A 19279-nucleotide genomic window follows, 5' to 3' on the forward strand; every position below is an offset into this window, starting at 1 on the left:
ATTGATCCAACTTCTCAGAAAAGAACACTTCATACCCAATATGAACCTGGTTTTATTGAAGCAAGAGATAAATCTCCACTAGAGCTCTTAATTGAAAATAAGGAGCTATTAGATTAAATAAAAAAAGCGAGGATATCCTCGCTTTTCTATTGTAAAATCTTATTCTTCATTATCAATCATCAAACACTCTGCCTGTGAGTTGGTACATGAGGTAAATGTGCTCCAAGGTTTTGACAATTCGCGTCACATGAAGTTATTTAAGCATCTCCTTTTCTCTCATTACCATTTTCTGTTATAATAAATTGTACTTCTAGAATAGAAAGGTCTTAAGATGGCAACTCTTATTAAGCATAAACGTGTAGAATTTTCAGAACTATTTTATGACCTAGTGTTTGTTTTTGCAATTTCAAAAGCAACTGCTTTAATTCACCCTATTCATAACGGTGTTTTGGCTTGGGACTCTTTACTTGATTTCTTCATCTCTGTCATGGTTATCATCAATTCCTGGATGATTCAAACCATTTATACCAATCGCTATGGAACAAACTCGTTATTTAACATGGTAATCATGTTTATCAACATGGGACTTATGCTCTTTATATCCAATATGATTGGATACAATTGGCAACAATGGTACTATCATACCTGTTGGGCTGTTGGCACATTAACCCTTACCTTATTTTTTCAATATTTGGTTCAGTTTTTTAGAGGATCAACCGATAGTGCTGATCGGGAAAGTATCAAAGGTTTTCTATGGTTGACAGGTCTACAAAGCTTAGGAGTCTATCTGGCAGCTCTTTTTCCTATTTACGTTGGAGTCTATATCTTTATTGCTAGTATTCTGCTAACATTTATTGTGCCAATTTTCTTGATTACTAAAGATGAGCATTTCCAAGTAAATCTTCCCCATTTAATCGAGCGCGTCTCCCTTCTTGTCATTATTACGTTTGGAGAGATGGTTATTGGGCTAGTTAACTTCTTTACAGTTGAGAATTTCTCGATATATTCGGTTCTTAATTTCGTTATCATGCTTTCTCTGTTCTTGTTTTATTTTGGTGAATTTGACCATGCTATTGACGAAGGATCCAATCAAAAGGGATTATTTATAATTTATAGTCACTATCCTATTTTCATTGGGCTTATGTTGATGACAGTTTCGATGGGTTTTCTTCTGAATCCTGAGGCTAATCTTCTCGTTGCAATCAGCTTCTTTTATATCGGAATTGGCCTCTTCCAAGCTGCTGTCCTAGCAAATGGGCCCTATAACAAAAACTATCTTCGCTATTCGAGAAGTTACTACTGTGCTCAAGCGACACTCTATCTGGCTGCCTTGATTCTCTCTTTGGTTTTCGCTTCGAATCCTACAATAGTGCTGAGTATTGCAACCATCTTCGCTCTAGCTATAGCCATTCATTTTATTTATTTTTATGTGACACAGAATAAAAAATATTCCAAATCTAACTGGGGGTTCTTTTAATGAGTTTATAACATAAAAAAGCTTTGGGAACCAAGGCTTTTTTTTCATTAATTTGTTTTTCCATTTTATCCTCCAATTTGATCTCGCACTGACATTTATTTATAACAAAACTATATATCTAGAATAGCATAATCATTAGGTATTATAGGTTTTCAAACAAAATACGAGTCATTCGTTTTTGCCCCACTTTTGCCCCATTTTTAAATCCTGACATTGAAAACACCTAAAAGTATTTCCCTAAAATCAGCTATATTTCAACATTTTTGTTTATTTTCAATATGAAAAGTTCTTACAAATCCATGTAGGGGGCAGCTTAATATCGAAAAGAGACTTGATTGTAGGTCTCTTTTTTTTATTTTTCTAAGAAAGAACTCACTTTAAACAGAACTTTACGTGCTTGTTTGTCCAAACGAGAGTTGTTCCAAATGATAATTCCTTCTAAGATATATGCTTTGTGTTATGATATTAGTCAGGAAACAGAATTGAAAAAGGAGACCTGTATTGAAAATTGCAATCATTGGCTATAGCGGCTCTGGAAAGTCTACTTTGGCAAACTTTTTAGGTCAACACTACAATTGTGAGGTTCTTCATTTAGATAAAATTCATTTCACATCAAATTGGCAAGAGCGAACAGTTGATGAAATGACTGACGATATATCAACATTTATGCTACAACGTGATTGGATTATTGAAGGGAATTACTCGGCCTGTCTTTATGAAGAACGCATGAGGGAAGCTGACTGTATTGTCTATTTCAACTTTAACAGAGTTAATTGTCTCTATCGGGCATTTAGGCGCTATTTAACATATAGGGGAAAGACACGTCCTAGCATAGCAGAAGACTGTAATGAAAAATTTGATTTTGCATTTGTGAAATGGATTTTATTAGACGGACGTTCTAAAAAATATGTCGAGCAATATAATGTAGTTGTTAAAAATTATTCTGACAAGACAATTATTTTAAAGAATCAAAGGCAGTTAAATCATTATATGAAGCAGGTTAAATAGCTAGTAGAATTATTTAGTCATAAAATAGCTGGTAGTTTTACATAAAATACACAGTAAGCAACCAGTCGCAAACCGAGACATAACTGTCAGAATATTTCGTAAGAAGCGCTTTCAACGTTGAACAAATAGCCTTTTTTCTGCTATAATAAACTGTAACGCGAAACTTGTGGGTGAAATTCCCACCGTGAAGTTTTTCAAGAAAGGTGGGGACAGCCTCGTAAAGGTGGAGCTGTCCGTTATCAAAATAATATGACATCAGTAGTTGTTGTGGGTACCCAGTGGGGTGATGAAGGTAAAGGGAAAATTACAGATTTCCTAAGTCAAGATGCCGAAGTAATCGCACGTTATCAAGGTGGAGACAATGCAGGTCACACGATTGTTATCGATGGTAAGAAATTTAAATTGCACTTGATTCCATCAGGTATTTTCTTCCCAGAGAAAATCTCTGTTATCGGGAACGGTGTAGTGGTCAATCCTAAATCACTTGTCAAAGAGTTGGAATATCTTCATGCAGAAGGTGTGTCAACAGAGAGCCTTCGTATTTCTGACCGCGCACACGTTATCTTGCCGTACCATATTAAACTTGATCAACTGCAAGAAGCCGCCAAAGGTGACAATAAGATTGGTACAACTAACAAAGGTATTGGTCCTGCCTATATGGATAAGGCTGCGCGTGTAGGTATCCGTATTGCAGACCTTTTGGACAAAGAAATCTTTGCTGATCGTTTGAAAACGAACTTAGCTGAGAAAAACCGTCTTTTCAGTAAGATGTATGAAGCTGAAGAATTATCATTCGATGAGATTTTTGAAGAATACTACGCTTACGGACAACAAATTAAGCAATATGTCACAGATACATCCGTTATCTTGAATGACGCTCTTGATGCAGGTAAACGTGTCCTCTTTGAAGGAGCTCAAGGGGTTATGCTTGATATTGACCAAGGTACTTACCCGTTTGTAACGTCATCAAACCCAGTTGCGGGTGGTGTTACAATCGGTTCTGGTGTTGGTCCATCTAAAATTAATAAGGTAGTCGGTGTATGTAAGGCCTATACGAGTCGTGTTGGTGATGGTCCTTTCCCAACTGAGTTATTTGATGAAGTTGGTGAACGCATCCGTGAAGTTGGTCATGAATATGGAACAACAACAGGACGTCCACGTCGTGTAGGATGGTTTGACTCAGTGGTGATGCGCCATAGTCGTCGTGTATCAGGCATCACAAACCTCAGCTTGAACTGTATCGATGTTCTCTCAGGTCTTGACACTGTAAAAATTTGTGTAGCTTATGACCTTGATGGTGAGCGTATTGATCACTACCCAGCTAGTCTTGAGCAACTGAAACGTTGTAAACCAATCTATGAAGAATTGCCAGGTTGGGAAGAAGACATCACAGGTTGTCGTAGTTTAGATGAGCTTCCTGAAAATGCTCGTAATTATGTTCGTCGTGTTGGTGAATTGGTAGGTGTACGTATCTCTACTTTCTCTGTAGGACCAGGACGTGAACAAACAAACATCCTTGAAAGTGTTTGGTCAAATATCTAAAGCCAACAAAAGGAGAATCTAGGAAACTAGGTTCTCTTTTCTCACGCCTTAAACATATAGATTAATATGAATGTTGCAACTGTTAAAAAAGGTTACTAATTTTTCGATATGATTAGGAAAGAAACCTTTCTATTTGATTAGTTTTTCGGTATAATATGGATTGATTAAATGAAAATTAATGAGAACCTACTTTCATGATTTAAAAGTGTGTTCATAATTTTGACGAAGAAAATAAGTGAGCATATCTCTTAATAGTTTTGGCAAGAGGTGAATAATGAATAAGATTGTATTTGTTTGTCTGGGGAATATTTGTCGTAGCCCAATGGCAGAATTTGTGATGAAAGAGCTGGACCAAGAAAAGTCTTTGCATATCGAAAGTCGCGCGACATCTTCATGGGAGCATGGAAATCCAGTTCATCAAGGAACCCAAAAGATTTTAAGGAAATATGCTATTCCTTTTGACTCTTCCAAGGGCTCACAACAGATTAGTCAGGCTGATTTTGAGTTCTTTGATCTAGTTGTGGGAATGGATGAGTCAAATGTTGAGGATCTTTTACAGATATCTGCAGGGCGTTATGACGATAAAATCAAGCTTTTCCGACCTGGTGGAGTGCCGGACCCATGGTATACAGGTGACTTTGAAGAAACATATAAATTGGTAACTGCAGGTTGTCGAGACTGGTTACAGTGGATTAAGGATAGACAATGAATTTTAAACAACTAAAGGATTTTGATTTTAAAAATATTGATATTGACCGAAATCAATTTGAGCGTATTACAGTAGGGGTTATTATTTTATGCGCCCTGTCCTTGTTTTTGGTGACTATAAAAACGCAACATTCTATCAAGATTGATGGGACTAAGATTGCCTATAAAGGTCAGATGCAGAACCATCGATTGAATGGTCAAGGAACTTTGACCTATGATAATGGTGATACCTATACGGGAGAATTTAAGAATGGTTCCTTTAATGGTCAAGGAACCTTCAAATCTCATGAGGGTTGGATTTATCAAGGAGAGTTCAAGTCTGGTCAAGCCGATGGTCAAGGAAAATTGACTACTGAAAATAAGGTTACCTACAAAGGAAAATTTAAACAGGGGATTTTTAAAGGATGAGAATTAACTGGTTTTCTTATATTCGTGTGACAGGACTTCTTTTGGTTCTGATTTATCATTTCTTCCCAAGTATTCTTCCTGGGGGCTTCATCGGTGTTGATGTCTTCTTTACCTTCTCAGGGTATTTGATTACAGCACTTTTGATTGATGAGGTATCTAGGACGCATCGCATTGATTACCTTGGTTTTATGCGACGACGCTTCTACCGGATAGTACCACCACTTGTGTTGATGGTTCTTATCTGCACCCCTTTGGCACTCTTGGTTCGAAATGATTTTATTGCAGGTATTGGACGTCAAATCACCTCTGTTATCGGTTTTGTAACTAACTATTATGAGATTTTGACCGGGGGAAATTATGAGAACCAGTTTAACCAGCATATTTACCTCCATACATGGAGTCTGGCTATTGAGGTTCACTATTATATTCTTTGGGGTGCCTTGCTTTGGTTCTTAGCTAAGCGTGTTAAACATCAAAATAAATTTAGAAGCCTAGTCTTTATGGTATCTCTTGCCTGCTTTATGGTGAGTTTCCTATCAATGTTTATTAGTGCTTTCTTTGTTGATAGTTTTTCTCGCTTATATTTCTCGTCAATTACGCATGCCTATCCGTTTTTCCTAGGTTCGCTTTTTGCGACACTTTCAGGTGTGTATGAAACGACCGCTAGGTTCAAGAAAAATATACGCCTTTGGACTCTGAAAAAGACAGTCCTTTATATGGTAGGAAGTTTTGCCTTGCTCGTATTGTTGGGCTTAGTTCTCCATTTTGAGGAACGCATTACCTATCTATTTGGTTTTGTTTTAGCTAGTTTGTTCACGGCTGTTATGATTTACTCTGCCCGTGTCCTTCATGAGAAATTGCCTGGAAAATCAGAGCCTGCTCTTATTAGTTATTTGGCAGAGATTAGCTATAGTGTCTATCTTTTTCACTGGCCACTATATATTATCTTTAGTCAATTGACCAATAATATTATTGCAGTCATTCTGACAACGATTCTGTCAATTGTTTTCGCAACACTTTCCTACTATATAATAGAGCCATTTATTGCAGGAAGAAAGGCCAGTCTCTTTGGAATAGATTTAGACTTGACGCCGTACCGACATATTGTGCTTTATGTTTTTAGTGGTCTTACTTTAATTACAGTGCTTATTTCTCTCTTTGCGCCAGCTGTAGGAAACTTCGAGAAAGATTTAGAAGCTAATGGTTTGTCGCAAGCTCAGACTAAGATGAAATTAACGCGTACCAATGCGGAAAACAGTCAGGCTACTTCATTTGGTGTGAATAAGGGAGTGACAGTTTTAGGGGACTCCGTAGCTCTTAGATCAAAAGATCAGCTGGAATCAAGTATTGATAATGTCGCTATAGATGCAGTTGTCAGTCGTAACCTATCAACAATCAATGATTTGCTTAAAGATTACGCGGATAGTAATGCTCTTGCTAAGGATGTTGTCATTGCTGGTGGTGTTAATGAGATTGACGACTATAAAGGCGTTATTAATAAAATCATCAAGAATTTACCTAAGGGTCACCATATTATCTTTGTGACACCATATAATGGTAGTAAATCTGGTAATGAGGCCCAATCTTTGATTCAGTTACGTAAGTATGAGTTAGAGATGGCTAAGAAATACGACTTTGTGACGGTTGCTGACTGGTATCAAGTGGCTAAAGAAAATATTTCTATCTGGAATGGTACAGATGGGGTTCACTTTGGATCTGATAGCGACTCTATTAACCGTGGTGCTAAACTCTATACTAAGACAATTAAAGAAGCTATAGAGAAAGCTGATAAGGCACCAGTTAAGGGTGGTAAGAAATAATCAAAAGAGAAGGCAAGTCTTGTCTTCTTTTTTATGGACAAATTTTGACTGCATTTTTTGTTTTGTGCTAAAATAAGCCTATGGCAAGAATATTAGATAATGATTTACTAGGAGATGAAGAGTATGTTGAGCGTACCCTTCGTCCTCAGTACTTTAAGGAATATATTGGTCAAGATAAGGTTAAGGACCAATTAAAGATTTTTATAGAGGCAGCTAAACTTCGTGATGAAGCATTGGATCATACTCTTTTGTTTGGTCCTCCAGGTTTAGGGAAAACGACCATGGCTTTTGTGATAGCTAATGAGATGGGCGTCAATTTAAAGCAGACGTCTGGGCCAGCAATTGAGAAGGCTGGAGACCTGGTTGCCATACTAAATGACTTGGAGCCGGGTGATATCTTATTTATTGATGAGATTCATCGAATGCCTATGGCAGTGGAAGAAGTACTTTATAGTGCTATGGAAGATTACTACATCGATATCATGATTGGTGCAGGTGAAACAAGTCGTAGTGTTCACCTAGAGTTACCACCGTTCACTTTAGTGGGTGCAACCACACGAGCAGGTATGTTGTCAAATCCATTGAGGGCTCGTTTTGGGATTAATGGTCATATGGAATATTATGAGTTACCAGATTTGAAGGAAATTATAGAACGCACTTCAGAAATCTTTGATATGACTATAACACCTGAGGCTGCCCTAGAGTTAGCACGTCGTAGTCGTGGAACGCCACGTATTGCTAACCGCCTACTTAAGCGTGTGAGAGACTATGCACAAATTATGGGTGATGGCATCATTGATGATAAGATTGCAGACAAGGCGTTGACTATGTTGGATGTGGACCATGAAGGACTAGATTATGTCGACCAAAAAATTCTCCGAACCATGATTGAGATGTATGGTGGTGGACCGGTTGGTCTAGGGACCTTGTCAGTTAATATTGCTGAAGAGCGAGAAACGGTAGAAGATATGTATGAACCCTATCTAATTCAAAAAGGATTTATTATGCGAACACGAACAGGACGTGTTGCAACGGTTAAAGCCTATGAACACATGGGGTACGACTACACTAAAGAAAGTTGATAAAAAATCCATCGAAGGTGGATTTTTTTGTTTAGTCAAAAAGAAAATAAAGAAAAAAGAAAAAAACTTAAAAAATCCCTTGCAATGAGTGGGTTCTTTTGTTATTATATTATGGTGCTGTAAATACAGCGCTTAGCTATGATACAAGAGGTTGCGACACGCCTGGTTGCACTGCCACGCAATCCGTGTTGGTTTTCTTGAGGAGCTAGCCTATTATCTTAAATAGACGAAAGAGGAGAAAAAATGGCAAACAAAAAAATTCGTATCCGTTTGAAAGCTTACGAACACCGTACGCTTGATACAGCGGCTGAAAAAATCGTAGAAACTGCAACTCGCACAGGTGCGACAGTTGCTGGACCAGTTCCACTTCCAACTGAACGTAGTCTCTACACAATTATTCGTGCGACTCACAAATATAAAGATTCTCGCGAACAATTTGAAATGCGTACACACAAACGTCTTATCGACATCATCAACCCAACTCAAAAAACAGTTGACGCTTTGATGAAACTTGATCTTCCAAGTGGTGTGAACGTAGAAATCAAACTTTAATTTAAAGTTTGATTGAGCATAAAAAACGCTCGTTAAAAACTTTTTTGAGCATAAAAAACGCTCGTTAAAAACTTTTTGAAAAAACAATAAAGTAAAGGAAATATTTTCTCATGACAAAAGGAATCTTAGGGAAAAAAGTGGGAATGACTCAAATCTTCACTGAAGCAGGTGAATTTATCCCTGTTACTGTCATCGAAGCTACTCCAAACGTTGTGCTTCAAGTTAAAACTGTTGAAACAGACGGTTACGAAGCAGTTCAAGTTGGTTTTGACGACAAACGCGAAGTATTGAGCAACAAACCTGCCAAAGGCCACGTAGCGAAAGCTAACACAGCTCCTAAGCGCTTCATTCGTGAATTCAAAAACATTGAAGGCTTGGAAGTTGGATCAGAAATCACTGTTGACACATTCGAAGCTGGAGATGTTGTTGACGTAACTGGTACTTCAAAAGGTAAAGGTTTCCAAGGTGTTATCAAACGCCACGGTCAATCACGCGGACCTATGGCTCACGGTTCTCGTTACCACCGTCGTCCAGGTTCAATGGGACCTGTTGCGCCTAACCGTGTTTTCAAAAACAAACACTTGGCAGGACGTATGGGTGGCAACCGTGTGACAATTCAAAATCTTGAAGTTGTACAAGTTATCCCAGAGAAAAACGTTATCCTTATCAAAGGTAACGTACCAGGTGCTAAGAAATCTCTTATCACTATCAAATCAGCAGTTAAAGCTGCTAAATAATAAGAAAGGAGAAATCAGTTAAAAATGGCAAACGTAAAACTATTTGACCAAACTGGTAAAGAAGTTAGCACAGTTGAACTTAACGACGCTATCTTCGGTATCGAACCAAACGAATCAGTAGTATTTGATGTCGTAATCAGCCAACGTGCTAGCCTTCGCCAAGGTACTCACGCGGTTAAAAACCGTTCAGCAGTATCAGGTGGTGGACGTAAACCATGGCGTCAAAAAGGAACTGGACGTGCTCGTCAAGGTTCTATCCGCTCACCACAATGGCGTGGTGGTGGTGTTGTCTTCGGACCAACTCCACGTTCTTACGGATACAAACTTCCACAAAAAGTTCGTCGCCTTGCATTGAAATCTGTTTACTCAGCTAAAGTTGCAGAAGATAAATTTGTAGCAGTTGAAGCTCTTTCATTTGCAGCTCCAAAAACTGCTGAATTCGCAAACGTTCTTTCAGCTCTTAGCATCGATTCTAAAGTACTTGTTATCGTTGAAGAAGGAAACAAATTCGCTGAACTTTCAGCACGTAACCTTGCAAACGTAACTGTTGCAACTCCTGCAACTGCAAGCGTACTTGACATCGTAAACGCAGATAAACTTCTTGTTACTAAAGAAGCTATCTCATCAATCGAGGAGGTTCTTGCATAATGAATTTGTATGACGTAATCAAAAAACCTGTTATCACTGAGAAATCTATGATTGCTCTTGAAGCAGGAAAATACACTTTCGAAGTTGATACACGTGCACACAAACTCTTGATCAAACAAGCAGTTGAAGCTGCATTTGAAGGTGTTAAAGTTGCTAGCGTGAACACTGTAACTGTTAAACCAAAACAAAAACGTGTTGGACGTTACACTGGTTTCACTTCAAAAACTAAAAAAGCTATCATCACTCTTACAGCTGATTCTAAAGCAATCGAGTTGTTTGCAGCTGAAGCTGAATAATCAAAGGAGAAATTAACGTGGGTATTAAAGTTTATAAACCAACGACAAATGGCCGTCGTAACATGACTTCTTTGGATTTCGCAGAAATCACTACAAGCACTCCTGAAAAATCATTGCTTGTTTCTCTTAAGAACAAAGCTGGTCGTAACAACAACGGTCGTATCACTGTACGTCACCAAGGTGGCGGACACAAACGTCACTACCGTTTGATTGACTTCAAACGTAACAAAGATGGCGTTGAAGCAGTTGTTAAAACAATTGAGTATGATCCAAACCGTACTGCAAACATCGCTCTTGTACACTACACTGACGGGGTTAAAGCTTACATCATCGCACCTAAAGGTCTTGAAGTAGGTCAACGTATCGTTTCAGGTCCAGATGCGGATATCAAGATTGGTAACGCTCTTCCACTTGCAAACATCCCAGTTGGTACAGTTATCCACAACATCGAGCTTCAACCAGGTAAAGGTGCTGAACTTATCCGTGCCGCTGGTGCTTCTGCTCAAGTTTTGGGTCAAGAAGGTAAATACGTACTTGTTCGTCTTCAATCAGGCGAAGTTCGTATGGTTCTTGGTACATGTCGTGCAACTATCGGTACTGTAGGTAACGAACAACAATCACTTATCAACCTTGGTAAAGCCGGCCGTAATCGCTGGAAAGGTATTCGCCCAACAGTTCGTGGTTCTGTAATGAACCCTAACGATCACCCACACGGTGGTGGTGAAGGTAAAGCACCAGTTGGACGTAAAGCGCCATCTACTCCATGGGGTAAACCTGCGCTTGGTCTTAAAACTCGTAACAAGAAAGCTAAATCTGACAAACTTATCGTTCGTCGTCGTAACGAAAAATAATTTAGTCGCTTAGCACATAACATCCGCCAACTCGGTAGCATTTCTTAGTGCAAGCCGCTGTGGTACATTCAATTTAAAGGAGAAAACTACAAAATGGGACGTAGTCTTAAAAAAGGACCTTTCGTCGATGAGCATTTGATGAAAAAAGTTGAAGCTCAAGCAAATGACGAAAAGAAAAAAGTAATTAAAACTTGGTCACGTCGTTCAACGATTTTCCCAAGTTTCATCGGATACACTATCGCAGTTTATGATGGACGTAAACACGTTCCTGTTTACATCCAAGAAGACATGGTAGGTCACAAACTTGGTGAATTTGCACCAACTCGTACTTACAAAGGTCACGCAGCTGACGATAAGAAAACACGTCGTTAATAGGAGGAGGACACAATGGCAGAAATTACTTCAGCTAAAGCAATGGCTCGTACAGTGCGTGTTTCACCTCGTAAAACACGTCTTGTTCTTGATCTTATCCGTGGTAAGAACGTTGCTGATGCAATCGCAATCTTGAAATTCACTCCAAACAAAGCAGCTCGCATTGTTGAGAAAACTCTTAACTCTGCTATCGCTAACGCAGAAAACAACTTTGGTTTGGAAAAAGCTAACTTGGTAGTATCTGAAACATTCGCAAACGAAGGACCAACAATGAAACGTTTCCGTCCACGTGCGAAAGGTTCAGCTTCACCAATCAACAAACGCACAACTCACGTAACAGTAGTTGTGTCAGAAAAATAAGGAGGTAAACTCGTGGGTCAAAAAGTACATCCAATTGGTATGCGTGTCGGGATCATCCGTGACTGGGATGCGAAATGGTATGCTGAAAAAGAATACGCAGATTACCTTCACGAAGATTTGGCAATCCGCAAATTCATTCAAAAAGAACTTGCAGACGCTTCAGTTTCAACTATTGAAATCGAACGTGCTGTAAACAAAGTTATTGTTTCACTTCACACTGCAAAACCAGGTATGGTTATCGGTAAAGGTGGATCAAACGTTGACGCTCTTCGCGCTCAACTTAACAAATTGACTGGAAAACAAGTACACATCAACATCGTTGAAATCAAGAAACCTGATTTGGACGCTCACCTTGTTGGTGAAACAATTGCTCGCCAACTTGAGCAACGTGTTGCTTTCCGTCGTGCACAAAAACAAGCTATCCAACGTGCAATGCGTGCTGGAGCTAAAGGAATCAAAACTCAAGTATCAGGTCGTTTGAACGGTGCAGATATCGCCCGTGCAGAAGGATACTCTGAAGGTACAGTTCCACTTCACACACTTCGCGCTGATATTGATTACGCTTGGGAAGAAGCTGACACAACTTACGGTAAACTTGGTGTTAAAGTTTGGATCTACCGTGGAGAAGTTCTTCCAGCTCGTAAAAACACTAAAGGAGGCAAATAACAAATGTTAGTACCTAAACGTGTTAAACACCGTCGTGAATTCCGTGGAAAAATGCGCGGTGAGGCTAAAGGTGGTAAAGAAGTATCATTCGGTGAATACGGTCTTCAAGCTACAACTAGCCACTGGATTACAAACCGTCAAATCGAGGCTGCTCGTATTGCCATGACTCGTTACATGAAACGTGGTGGTAAGGTTTGGATTAAAATCTTCCCACACAAATCATACACTGCTAAAGCTATCGGTGTACGTATGGGTTCTGGTAAAGGGGCACCTGAAGGTTGGGTAGCACCAGTTAAACGTGGTAAAGTAATGTTCGAAATCGCAGGTGTTTCTGAAGAAGTTGCACGTGAAGCGCTTCGTCTTGCTAGCCACAAATTGCCAGTTAAATGTAAATTCGTGAAACGTGAAGCAGAATAAGGAGAAGACATGAAACTTGAAGAAATCAAAAAGTTTGTTGCTGAGCTTCGTGGCTTGTCTCAAGAAGAGCTTGCTAAAAAAGAAAACGAACTTAAGAAAGAACTTTTCGACCTTCGTTTCCAAGCTGCAGCAGGTCAACTTGATCAAACTGCCCGTTTGAACGAAGTGAAAAAACAAATTGCACGTGTTAAAACGGTGCAATCTGAAATCAAATAATAGATTGGGAAAGGAGCAATTCTAATAATGGAACGTAATCAACGTAAAACCCTTGTTGGACGCGTAGTATCTGACAAGATGGATAAAACAATCACAGTTGTAGTTGAAACTAAACGTAACCACCCAGTCTATGGTAAACGTATCAACTATTCTAAAAAATACAAAGCACATGATGAAAACAACGTTGCTAAAGAAGGCGATATCGTTCGTATCATGGAAACTCGCCCACTTTCAGCTACAAAACGCTTCCGTCTTGTAGAAGTTGTGGAAGAAGCTGTTATTATCTAATAAAACTAAAAGGAGACAATTGAAATGATTCAACAAGAAAGTCGCTTAAAAGTTGCTGATAATAGCGGTGCTCGTGAAATCTTGACTATCAAAGTTCTTGGTGGTTCAGGACGTAAATTCGCTAACATCGGCGACGTTATCGTTGCAACTGTTAAACAAGCTACACCAGGTGGAGCTGTTAAAAAAGGTGATGTTGTTAAAGCTGTTATCGTTCGTACAAAAACTGGTGCTCGCCGTCCAGACGGTTCATACATCAAGTTTGATGATAACGCTGCAGTAATCATCCGCGATGACAAAACTCCTCGTGGAACTCGTATCTTTGGCCCTGTTGCACGTGAATTGCGTGAAGGTGGATACATGCGTATCGTATCTTTGGCGCCAGAAGTACTTTAATCTGAATTAACACAAACTTAGTCCCCTGAAATGTTCAGGGTGCCCATTAGGGCGTAAGAAATAATAGGAGAAATACTCAAATGTTTGTAAAAAAAGGCGATAAAGTTCGCGTTATTGCTGGTAAAGACAAAGGAACTGAAGCAGTAGTTCTTAAAGCTCTTCCAAAAGTAAACAAAGTTGTTGTTGAAGGTGTTGCAATCATCAAAAAACACCAAAAACCATCAGCTGAAAACCCTCAAGGTGCTATCGTGGAAAAAGAAGCACCAATCCACGCTTCAAACGTTCAAGTTCTTGACAAGAACGGTGTAGCTGGACGTGTAGGTTACAAAGTTGTTGACGGCAAAAAAGTTCGTTACAACAAAAAATCAGGCGAAGTGCTTGACTAATCACGAAGGAAAGGAGAAAGTATTAAATGGCTAACCGTCTTAAAGAAAAATACACTAACGAAGTAATTCCAGCTTTGACTGAAAAATTCAATTATTCTTCAGTTATGGCTGTGCCAAAAGTTGATAAAATCGTTATCAACATGGGTGTTGGTGAAGCTGTAAACAACGCTAAAACTCTTGAAAAAGCTGCTGCTGAGTTGGCACTTATTTCAGGTCAAAAACCATTGATTACTAAAGCTAAGAAATCAATCGCTGGCTTCCGTCTTCGTGAAGGTGTAGCGATCGGTGCTAAAGTTACCCTTCGTGGTGAACGCATGTACGAATTCTTGGATAAATTGGTATCAGTATCACTTCCACGTGTTCGTGACTTCCATGGTGTTCCAACTAAATCATTTGATGGACGTGGTAACTACACACTTGGTGTTAAAGAACAACTTATCTTCCCAGAAATCAACTTCGACGATGTTGATAAAGTACGTGGTATGGATATCGTTATCGTAACTACTGCTAACACTGACGAAGAAGGTCGTGAATTGCTTAAAGGCCTTGGAATGCCTTTTGCAAAATAATCTAGGAGGTAAATAAATTGGCTAAAAAATCAATGATTGCTAAGAACAAACGCCCTGCGAAGTTCTCTACGCAAGCTTACACTCGTTGCGAACGTTGTGGACGTCCACACTCAGTTTATCGCAAATTTAAACTTTGCCGTGTTTGCTTCCGTGAATTGGCTTACAAAGGTCAAATTCCAGGTGTTACCAAAGCTTCTTGGTAAAAACATGGTACATTTAAGTTAGTTTTACCTAATTTGAATGTATTTAACACAATCTGAGCCTAGCTCAATCATTAACTAGCAAGTGAATTATTCAAACTACTAGTAAGAGGAGAAAATATAAAATGGTTATGACTGACCCAATTGCAGATTTCTTGACACGTATTCGTAACGCTAACCAAGCTAAACACGAAGTACTTGAAGTACCTGCATCAAACATTAAAAAAGGTATCGCTGAAATCCTTAAACGTGAAGGTTTCGTAAAAAATGTTGAAGTTATCGAAGATGACAAACAAGGTATCATCCGCGTATTCTTGAAATACGGACAAAACGGTGAACGTGTTATCACTAACTTGAAACGTATTTCTAAACCAGGTCTTCGTGTTTACTCTAAACGTGAAGATGTTCCTAAAGTTCTTAACGGACTTGGAATCGCGATCATCTCTACTTCAGAAGGTCTTTTGACTGATAAAGAAGCTCGTCAAAAGAACGTTGGTGGAGAAGTTATCGCTTACGTTTGGTAAGAAGCTGATACTAAGCACTTATCTCAAATGATTTGTGCGAGTTTCGTTGATTATATTCTATGGAACTCATCCCCGTGAAAACTAGTCACTTTGTGGCTTGATAATCTAACAGGAGAATTAAATACTATGTCACGTATTGGTAATAAAGTTATTACTTTGCCTGCTGGTGTTGAAGTAACAAACAACGATAACGTTGTTACTGTTAAAGGACCTAAAGGCGAACTCACTCGTGAGTTTAACAAAAACATTGAAATCAAAGTTGAAGGTAATGAAGTTACACTTCACCGTCCAAACGACTCAAAAGAAAACAAAACAATCCACGGTACTTCACGTGCAAACTTGAACAACATGGTTGTTGGTGTTTCTGAAGGTTTCAAAAAAGAACTTGAAATGCGCGGTGTCGGATATCGTGCGCAACTCCAAGGAACAAAACTTGTTCTTTCAGTTGGTAAATCTCACCAAGACGAAGTTGAAGCTCCAGAAGGTATTACTTTTGAAGTACCATCTGCAACTTCAATCGTTGTAAGTGGTATTAACAAAGAAGTTGTTGGTCAAACAGCAGCTTACATCCGTAGCCTTCGTTCACCAGAACCTTACAAAGGTAAAGGTATCCGTTACGTTGGTGAATACGTACGTCGTAAAGAAGGTAAAACTGGTAAATAATAGGATTTTATCCTTATGGCAATTCTTTGTGGATTGTCTCTTTACCAAAAGCTCTCATGAGCTAGCATTATAATTAAGAGGTGAAAATTGTGATTTCGAAACCAGATAAAAACAAACTCCGCCAAAAACGCCACCGTCGCGTTCGCGGAAAACTCTCTGGAACTGCTGATCGCCCACGTTTGAACATTTTCCGTTCTAATACAGGCATCTACGCTCAAGTTATTGATGACGTAGCGGGTGTAACGCTCGCAAGTGCATCAACTCTTGATAAAGAAGTTTCTAAAGGAACTAAAACAGAACAAGCCGTTGTTGTCGGTAAACTTGTTGCTGAACGCGCAGTAGCTAAAGGTATTTCTGAAGTGGTGTTTGACCGCGGTGGATATCTCTATCACGGACGTGTTAAAGCTTTGGCTGACTCAGCTCGTGAAAACGGATTGAAATTCTAATAGGGAGGACACTTAATAATGGCATTTAAAGATAATGCAGTAGAACTTGAAGAACGCGTAGTTGCTATCAACCGTGTTACTAAAGTTGTAAAAGGTGGACGCAACATGCGTTTTGCTGCTCTTGTTGTTGTTGGTGACCGTAATGGTCGCGTAGGATTTGGTACTGGTAAATCTCAAGAGGTTCCAGAAGCTATCCGTAAAGCAGTTGAAGCAGCTAAGAAAAACCTTATCGAAGTTCCTATGGTTGGTACAACTATTCCTCACGAAGTTCGTTCAGAATTTGGTGGAGCGAAAGTATTGTTGAAACCAGCTGTTGAAGGGGCTGGGGTTGCCGCTGGTGGTGCAGTTCGTGCCGTCATCGAATTGGCTGGTGTTGCTGATGTAACATCTAAATCACTCGGTTCAAACACTCCAATCAACATCGTTCGTGCGACTGTTGAAGGATTGAAACAACTTAAACGTGCTGAAGAAGTTGCGGCTCTTCGTGGCATCTCAGTATCTGACTTGGCATAAGAAAGGAGATAACAATGGCTCAAATTAAAATTACTTTGACTAAGTCTCCAATCGGACGCAAACCAGAACAACGTAAAACAGTTGTTGCTCTTGGACTTGGTAAATTGAATAGCTCAGTTGTTAAAGAAGACAACGCTGCTATCCGTGGTATGGTCAACGCAGTATCTCACTTGGTAACTGTAGAAGACGTTAAATAAAAATTGATTTAAGTCGTGAGGGTTCCCTTGCGACTTAAACTGAATTTCATGTATAGGCGAGTTTCTAATTAAGCTACCTTACTTGGTTAGAGGCGCTAGCATTTTACAAAAAGAGGAGAAAATAATAATGAAACTTCATGAATTGAAACCTGCTGAAGGTTCTCGTAAAGTCCGTAACCGTGTAGGTCGTGGTACTTCATCTGGTAACGGTAAAACTTCAGGCCGTGGTCAAAAAGGTCAAAAAGCTCGTAGCGGTGGTGGCGTACGTCCAGGATTTGAAGGTGGACAAACTCCATTGTTCCGTCGTCTTCCAAAACGTGGATTCACTAACATCAACGCTAAAGAATACGCACTTGTAAACCTTGATCAATTGAACGTCTTTGAAGATGGTACAGAAGTAACTCCAGCAGTTCTTAAAGAAGCTGGAATCGTTCGTGCTGAAAAATCAGGCGTTAAAGTTCTTGGTAACGGCGAATTGACTAAGAAATTGACTGTTAAAGCAGCTAAATTCTCAAAATCTGCTGAAGCAGCTATCACTGCTAAAGGTGGTTCAATCGAAGTCATCTAATGAGGGGTAACTCATTATGTTCTTTAAACTATTAAAAGACGCATTGAAAGTCAAAAACGTTCGTAATAAGATTTTATTTACAATCTTCATTATTTTCGTTTTTCGTGTAGGGACTCATGTAACAGTTCCTGGTATCAATGCGGAAAGTTTGAAACAATTAAGTGATTTACCTTTCTTGAACATGCTTAACTTGGTGTCTGGTAATGCCATGAATAACTTCTCTATCTTCTCGATGGGGGTTAGTCCTTACATTACAGCATCAATCATTGTCCAACTTTTGCAGATGGATATTTATCCAAAATTTGTAGAGTGGGGCAAACAAGGGGAAGTTGGTCGTCGTAAATTGAACCAAGCGACTCGCTACATCACTCTTGTTTTAGCCTTTGTTCAATCGATTGGTATTACAGCAAGTTTTAATACTCTCTCATCAATTTCATTGGTTAAAACACCAAATGTTTCAACCTACCTATTGATTGGGACAATTCTAACTGCTGGTAGCATAATTGTGACATGGCTTGGTGAACAAATCACAGATAAAGGTTTTGGTAATGGTGTGTCAATGATTATCTTTTCAGGGATCATTGCTTCTATTCCAAAAATGTTCTCAACAATTTACGAGGATTTCTTTGTCAACGTTCGTTCAGGAGAATTGACTCGTTCATATATCATAGTTGCTTTGCTAATTGTGGTAGGTTTGGCGATTGTCTTCTTTACGACATTTGTTCAACAGGCAGAATATCAAATTCCAATTCAATATACTAAATTGGTTCAAGGGGCTCCAACGAGTTCTTACCTTCCATTGAAAGTTAATCCAGCTGGTGTTATTCCCGTTATCTTTGCTAGCTCGATTACAACAATTCCTAGTACTATTCTTCCATTCTTCTCGAAGGTTACATGGTTATCACACTTACAAGGACTACTCTCGTATAATACACCTAGTGGAATGATCACTTACGCGATATTGATTATCTTGTTCTCATTCTTCTACACATTTGTCCAAGTAAATCCTGAAAAAACTGCTGAAAATCTTCAAAAGAATGGGTCTTACATTCCTAGTGTTCGTCCAGGTCGTGAGACTGAAAAGTACATGTCTTCATTGCTTAAGAGATTGGCAACAATCGGAGCTGTATTTCTCGCGTTTATTTCATTGGCTCCAATTGCGGCTCAACAGTTTATGCACCTTACAAGCTCAATCGCGCTTGGTGGTACATCTCTCTTGATCTTGATTTCAACTGGTATTGAAGGTATGAAACAACTCGAAGGTTACCTATTGAAACGTCAGTACGTTGGATTTATGAATCTTGAAGACTAAGTCTTCTCATGAACAATTGAGAGGGAAAGAAAGGTTACTTTCTGTCCCTTCTCTTTTGTT

The 19279-nt window shown here is 39.1% G+C and carries 29 protein-coding genes; all 29 read left to right on the top strand.

Going from position 1 to position 19279, the window contains the following annotated elements; translation table 11 throughout:
* Window positions 1–331: 331 nt before the first annotated feature.
* Window positions 332–1477 (top strand): low temperature requirement protein A, encoded by a 1146-nt coding sequence (locus tag HMPREF3112_RS00545; RefSeq protein ID WP_021152654.1) that lies wholly within the window; start codon window positions 332–334, stop codon window positions 1475–1477.
* Between the two features lie 501 nt (window positions 1478–1978).
* Window positions 1979–2485 carry a DNA topology modulation protein gene (locus HMPREF3112_RS00550; RefSeq protein ID WP_070437450.1) on the top strand — a complete coding sequence of 169 codons (507 nt, stop codon included), beginning with the start codon at window positions 1979–1981 and terminating at the stop codon, window positions 2483–2485.
* 249 nt (window positions 2486–2734) lie between these two features.
* Complete coding sequence (locus HMPREF3112_RS00555; protein ID WP_014632520.1) at window positions 2735–4027, top strand: adenylosuccinate synthase; 1293 nt, start codon at window positions 2735–2737, stop codon at window positions 4025–4027.
* A 274-nt stretch (window positions 4028–4301) separates the two neighbouring features.
* Window positions 4302–4736, top strand: a complete 435-nt coding sequence (locus HMPREF3112_RS00560) for a low molecular weight protein-tyrosine-phosphatase (RefSeq protein ID WP_070437453.1) — start codon at window positions 4302–4304, stop codon at window positions 4734–4736.
* A complete protein-coding gene (locus tag HMPREF3112_RS00565; RefSeq protein WP_014635145.1) occupies window positions 4733–5143 on the top strand; it encodes an MORN repeat-containing protein in 411 nt (136 codons plus the stop codon). The genes HMPREF3112_RS00560 and HMPREF3112_RS00565 overlap by 4 nt, the downstream gene beginning before the upstream one ends.
* Complete coding sequence (locus HMPREF3112_RS00570) at window positions 5140–6963, top strand: acyltransferase family protein (RefSeq protein ID WP_060973086.1); 1824 nt, start codon at window positions 5140–5142, stop codon at window positions 6961–6963. Before HMPREF3112_RS00565 ends, HMPREF3112_RS00570 begins: the two co-directional genes overlap by 4 nt.
* A gap of 80 nt (window positions 6964–7043) precedes the next feature.
* Window positions 7044–8045, top strand: coding sequence for a Holliday junction branch migration DNA helicase RuvB (ruvB, locus tag HMPREF3112_RS00575; RefSeq protein WP_002892095.1), 1002 nt, complete (start codon window positions 7044–7046; stop codon window positions 8043–8045).
* 243 nt (window positions 8046–8288) lie between these two features.
* Entirely contained in the window at window positions 8289–8597 is a 309-nt protein-coding gene (gene rpsJ, locus HMPREF3112_RS00580) for a 30S ribosomal protein S10 (protein ID WP_002885653.1), read from the top strand.
* A 110-nt stretch (window positions 8598–8707) separates the two neighbouring features.
* Window positions 8708–9334, top strand: coding sequence for a 50S ribosomal protein L3 (rplC, locus tag HMPREF3112_RS00585; protein ID WP_002885755.1), 627 nt, complete (start codon window positions 8708–8710; stop codon window positions 9332–9334).
* Between the two features lie 24 nt (window positions 9335–9358).
* Window positions 9359–9982, top strand: a complete 624-nt coding sequence (gene rplD, locus HMPREF3112_RS00590; RefSeq protein WP_002885795.1) for a 50S ribosomal protein L4 — start codon at window positions 9359–9361, stop codon at window positions 9980–9982.
* Entirely contained in the window at window positions 9982–10278 is a 297-nt protein-coding gene (locus HMPREF3112_RS00595) for a 50S ribosomal protein L23 (RefSeq protein WP_002887066.1), read from the top strand. Before rplD ends, HMPREF3112_RS00595 begins: the two co-directional genes overlap by 1 nt.
* Window positions 10279–10295: 17 nt before the next feature.
* On the top strand, window positions 10296–11129 hold the full coding sequence (gene rplB, locus HMPREF3112_RS00600; protein ID WP_002887065.1) for a 50S ribosomal protein L2: 834 nt from the start codon (window positions 10296–10298) through the stop codon (window positions 11127–11129).
* Window positions 11130–11222: 93 nt separating this feature from the next.
* Entirely contained in the window at window positions 11223–11501 is a 279-nt protein-coding gene (rpsS, locus tag HMPREF3112_RS00605; RefSeq protein ID WP_000533765.1) for a 30S ribosomal protein S19, read from the top strand.
* Between the two features lie 15 nt (window positions 11502–11516).
* Window positions 11517–11861, top strand: coding sequence for a 50S ribosomal protein L22 (gene rplV / locus HMPREF3112_RS00610; protein ID WP_002887063.1), 345 nt, complete (start codon window positions 11517–11519; stop codon window positions 11859–11861).
* Window positions 11862–11873: 12 nt separating this feature from the next.
* A complete protein-coding gene (gene rpsC, locus HMPREF3112_RS00615; RefSeq protein WP_002885727.1) occupies window positions 11874–12527 on the top strand; it encodes a 30S ribosomal protein S3 in 654 nt (217 codons plus the stop codon).
* A 3-nt stretch (window positions 12528–12530) separates the two neighbouring features.
* A complete protein-coding gene (gene rplP / locus HMPREF3112_RS00620; RefSeq protein ID WP_000960950.1) occupies window positions 12531–12944 on the top strand; it encodes a 50S ribosomal protein L16 in 414 nt (137 codons plus the stop codon).
* Window positions 12945–12953: 9 nt separating this feature from the next.
* A complete protein-coding gene (gene rpmC / locus HMPREF3112_RS00625) occupies window positions 12954–13160 on the top strand; it encodes a 50S ribosomal protein L29 (protein WP_002885754.1) in 207 nt (68 codons plus the stop codon).
* Window positions 13161–13187: 27 nt separating this feature from the next.
* Complete coding sequence (gene rpsQ / locus HMPREF3112_RS00630) at window positions 13188–13448, top strand: 30S ribosomal protein S17 (RefSeq protein WP_002885836.1); 261 nt, start codon at window positions 13188–13190, stop codon at window positions 13446–13448.
* 24 nt (window positions 13449–13472) lie between these two features.
* Window positions 13473–13841: a 50S ribosomal protein L14 gene (rplN, locus tag HMPREF3112_RS00635; RefSeq protein ID WP_002885711.1), complete on the top strand. Its 369-nt coding sequence runs from the start codon at window positions 13473–13475 to the stop codon at window positions 13839–13841.
* An 80-nt stretch (window positions 13842–13921) separates the two neighbouring features.
* Entirely contained in the window at window positions 13922–14227 is a 306-nt protein-coding gene (gene rplX, locus HMPREF3112_RS00640; RefSeq protein ID WP_002885874.1) for a 50S ribosomal protein L24, read from the top strand.
* A gap of 26 nt (window positions 14228–14253) precedes the next feature.
* A complete protein-coding gene (gene rplE, locus HMPREF3112_RS00645; RefSeq protein WP_002887058.1) occupies window positions 14254–14796 on the top strand; it encodes a 50S ribosomal protein L5 in 543 nt (180 codons plus the stop codon).
* A gap of 17 nt (window positions 14797–14813) precedes the next feature.
* Window positions 14814–14999, top strand: coding sequence for a type Z 30S ribosomal protein S14 (locus tag HMPREF3112_RS00650; protein WP_001085699.1), 186 nt, complete (start codon window positions 14814–14816; stop codon window positions 14997–14999).
* A gap of 122 nt (window positions 15000–15121) precedes the next feature.
* The gene (gene rpsH / locus HMPREF3112_RS00655; protein ID WP_002885642.1) at window positions 15122–15520 is read left to right on the top strand and encodes a 30S ribosomal protein S8; all 399 of its coding nucleotides are present in this window, start codon (window positions 15122–15124) and stop codon (window positions 15518–15520) included.
* Between the two features lie 126 nt (window positions 15521–15646).
* Window positions 15647–16183 carry a 50S ribosomal protein L6 gene (gene rplF, locus HMPREF3112_RS00660; protein WP_002887056.1) on the top strand — a complete coding sequence of 179 codons (537 nt, stop codon included), beginning with the start codon at window positions 15647–15649 and terminating at the stop codon, window positions 16181–16183.
* An 89-nt stretch (window positions 16184–16272) separates the two neighbouring features.
* Window positions 16273–16629 (top strand): 50S ribosomal protein L18, encoded by a 357-nt coding sequence (rplR, locus tag HMPREF3112_RS00665; RefSeq protein ID WP_002885810.1) that lies wholly within the window; start codon window positions 16273–16275, stop codon window positions 16627–16629.
* 18 nt (window positions 16630–16647) lie between these two features.
* A complete protein-coding gene (gene rpsE, locus HMPREF3112_RS00670) occupies window positions 16648–17142 on the top strand; it encodes a 30S ribosomal protein S5 (RefSeq protein ID WP_002885626.1) in 495 nt (164 codons plus the stop codon).
* Between the two features lie 14 nt (window positions 17143–17156).
* Window positions 17157–17339, top strand: coding sequence for a 50S ribosomal protein L30 (gene rpmD / locus HMPREF3112_RS00675; protein ID WP_002885773.1), 183 nt, complete (start codon window positions 17157–17159; stop codon window positions 17337–17339).
* Window positions 17340–17466: 127 nt separating this feature from the next.
* A complete protein-coding gene (gene rplO, locus HMPREF3112_RS00680; RefSeq protein ID WP_002885849.1) occupies window positions 17467–17907 on the top strand; it encodes a 50S ribosomal protein L15 in 441 nt (146 codons plus the stop codon).
* Window positions 17908–17923: 16 nt separating this feature from the next.
* The gene (secY, locus tag HMPREF3112_RS00685) at window positions 17924–19219 is read left to right on the top strand and encodes a preprotein translocase subunit SecY (protein ID WP_002892081.1); all 1296 of its coding nucleotides are present in this window, start codon (window positions 17924–17926) and stop codon (window positions 19217–19219) included.
* The last annotated feature ends 60 nt before the right edge of the window (window positions 19220–19279 follow it).

This window comes from Streptococcus sp. HMSC10E12 (assembly GCF_001807855.1).
GTDB classification, from domain to species: Bacteria; Bacillota; Bacilli; order Lactobacillales; family Streptococcaceae; genus Streptococcus; species Streptococcus salivarius.